Source organism: Kitasatospora putterlickiae, from assembly GCF_039527695.1.
In the GTDB taxonomy this organism is placed as follows: Bacteria; Actinomycetota; Actinomycetes; order Streptomycetales; family Streptomycetaceae; genus Kitasatospora; species Kitasatospora putterlickiae.
Genome location: NZ_BAAAKJ010000351.1, coordinates 1024 through 4179 on the forward strand (window position 1 = coordinate 1024; position 3156 = coordinate 4179).

The window sequence follows — 3156 nt, forward strand, 5'->3', positions numbered from 1 at the left end:
CGCCTCCGTGACCAGGGCGGCCGTCTCCTCGGGGGCGGGGGCCGGGGTGGTGTCGTCGGCGGGGATGATCACGGCCACGGCCGGCTTCTCGGGCTCGGGATCGGTCGGGTCGATGGTTTCGGCGTCGGGGGCCGAGGGCTGGGCCGGCGGGGTGGTGGTGACGCCTACCAGGTCGTCGGCGGCCGGGGAGGGGGCGGGGAGGGTGACGGTGAGCGGCTGCTGGTCGGCCGTCGTCTCCGCGTCCGCCTCTGCCGTGTCGGACGCGGTCTCGACCTCGACGTCGACCTCGGTCTCGGTCACAGCCTCGGCCGTCGGCTCGGCAGCCGCCGCCTCGGTGTTCTCCGAAGCGGCCGCCTCCGTCTCCTCCGCCAGCCCGTCGCGCTGGCCGCCGGCCAGGGCCTGGCGGGCGGCGTAGGCGGCCTCGGCGGCGCGGCGGTCGGCGTGGGCGGCGGCGAGCTCGGTGAGGAGGTCGGCGAGGCCGCCGTCCTCCAGGGTGGCGCGCAGGCCGCGGAGGGTGGGGAGGCGGTAGAGGGTGCCCTCGTCGGCGGCGAGGCGCTCGACCAGGTCGACGAGGTCCGGGAAGGACAGCGCGTCGATGTCCTGGCCGGGCAGCAGGCGGGCGAGTTCCCGCACGCCGGTGTTGATGGCCTCGAAGGTCTGCGCCGTGCGCTGGACCAGGTCGGCGTCGGACGGCGTGGTCGGCAGGGTGCCGGAGGGGGCCAGGGCGGCCCAGGCGCGGCGCTCGACCTCGGCGGAGGCGAGCGCCTCGTGGAGGTCCTGCGCGCGGGTGCGGCCGGTGGTGGTGGCGGCGAAGGCGCCGGCCTGCTTGCGCAGCGCGCGGGCGCGCAGCCAGGAGAGCTTGACGCCGCGCTCGCGCCGCCAGTTCCGGTCGGCGGTGGCGGCGATCAGGGCTTCGAGGTCGGCGTCGTACACGGCGGGGATGAGGACGGTCGAGGTCCGGCGGACCAGCTGGAGCATCTCGACGAGCACCGCGGCCTTGCCGACGGTGTCCGGCGCGTCGAGCTTGACGTCGGCGGCGAGCGCGGTGACGTCGGCCCAGACCTGCTGGAGGTCGTGGCCGCGAAGTTCGGCGAGGACGGTGGACGCGGCGCGGGCGTCCTCGGGGGTGGCGACGGTGTCGGCGGCCGCGTGCCAGGGGTGGGTGTCGGCGGTGAGCGTGAACGCGCCGAGTTCGGCGTAGCGGCCGAGGTCCTCGCCGAGGTCGGGGGCGGGGTCGGCCGTGGTGGCGGCGGTGGCCTCGACGTCCGTCGTGTCCGTGGTGTCGTCCTTGGTGTCCATCGTGTCCGTGCTGTCGGCGGTGTCCGTTGCGGCCTTGGTGTCCGTGGTGTCCTTGACGTCTGCGGAGCCGGCTGCGTCGGCCGCGTCGGCGTTGCGGGAGTGAAGCACTGTCATGTGAGGTCCGGTTCTGGGCGGCTGCGGCGGGGGCGTTGGACGGGCGGCGAGGGGGCGGCGGTCCGGGTGCGCGGTGGGCCTCGGAGGGAGGGGCTGGGGGCGCGCGGTCGGGCTACCGGTCGGAGGCCAAGAATACGGGTGCCCGTTCGAGCCATGCACGCACCCACCGCCCCTCGGGCCGGTGTGGCGTGGCATACCGCCCGCCCGGACGCCACTCGGGAGGGCCGGTCGGGTGGTCCGTCCGGCACGCTCCCCCGCCGCTCACCGCCCACGGCCGCCGTCCCCCTGCCGTACGGGCGGCGGCGGGCGGTGACCCGCGCGGGCCAGGGCGGCGAGGTCGACCGGCGCGAGGTACTCGTAGAGCGCCGTGCGGTGCCACCACGCGCCGGTTCGCCGCAGTTCGCGCCAATCGGTGAACCGGTAGCGGTGGAGGGTCGCCCGGACGTGGGTCGGCGGACCGTCCGGAAAGGGGTTGTGGCGCAGCAGGCGCAGCGTGTCCGGGTCGTTGACCAGCAGCCGGGCGGCGAACGGCAGGAACCACGGCCGGGCGTAGCCGGGCGAGATGCCGGCGAACCACATCAGCCAGTCCAGCCGCAGGTGGTAGGGGGCGTACTGGCGCGGAACGCGGCGCACGTCGCCGGGCTTGCCCTTGAACCCGTACTCCTTCCACACGGTGCGGCGTGTGACCACCGGCTCGTCCGTGCCCTCGACGACGACCTCCTGCCGGGTCCGGTTGACGCTGCCGAACGCGCCGTAGGTGTTGACCAGGTGGAGGCGGTTGAAGGACCGGTTCATGACCTGGCGGCGGGAGACCATGTTGCGCACCGGCCAGTAGCTGAGGACGAGCACGGCGGCGGTGAGCGCGAGCGCCAGGGCCTCGAACCAGACGGGTGTGGTGCCGTGGTCGCGCGGATGCACGGGCAGGCCGAGGCGGGCGGGGTCGACGGCGGCGAGGGCGAGGGCGATGGTGAGCCAGTTGAGCCAGGCGAAGTTGCCGGAGGCGACCAGCCAGAGCTGGGTGGCGACGACGACGCAGGCGGCGTAGGTGGCGACGGGTTGCGGGAGGAGCAGGCCGACCGGGACGACGAGTTGGGTGACGTGGTTGGCCGCCGCCTCGACCCGGTGCAGCGGGTCGGGCAGGTGGTGGAAGAACCAGCTGAGCGGTCCGGGCATCGGCTGGGTCTCGTGGTGGAACCGGAGGCAGGTCAGGTCGCGCCAGCAGCTGTCGCCGCGCAGTTTGATCAGTCCGGCGCCGAACTCGACCCGGAAGACCAGCCAGCGCAGCAGCCACAGCACGGGGGCGGGCGGCGCGGTGTCGGCGTTGCCGAGGAAGACGGCCAGGAAGCCCGCCTCCAGCAGCAGCGACTCCCATCCGAACGAGTACCAGGTCTGCCCGACGTTGACGATCGAGAGGTAGAGGGCCCACAGAACCGCCCAGCACAGCATCGACGTCCACAGCGGGAGGACGTCGCCGAGGCCGGCGACCAGGGCGGCGGAGAGCGCGGCGCCGCTCCAGGCGACGGCGGCGTAGAAGCGGTCGCTGTAGTGGAGGTGGAAGAGGCCGGGCGCGTGCCGGAACGGGACCCGGGCGGTGAAGCGGGGGACGGGGAGCATGCCGCGGCTGCCGACGAGGGCGCGGAACTGGAGGGCGGCGGCGAGGAAGCCGGTGAGGTAGAGGGCGGCCAGCAGTCGTTGCACGAGCAGTCTGCTGAGCCAGTACTCGGGGGCGGCGAACCACTGCAT

1 protein-coding gene and 1 pseudogene are annotated in these 3156 nt (G+C 74.6%); both read right to left on the minus strand.

All coding sequences use genetic code 11. The annotated features are described in order from the left end of the window. Positions 1-1413, minus strand: a pseudogene (locus tag ABD308_RS32380) (hypothetical protein); the annotation flags it as partial. A gap of 261 nt (positions 1414-1674) precedes the next feature. Beyond that, positions 1675-3156 (minus strand): lipase maturation factor family protein (locus ABD308_RS32385; protein WP_344343035.1); only part of this gene is annotated, 1482 nt, incomplete at its 5' end.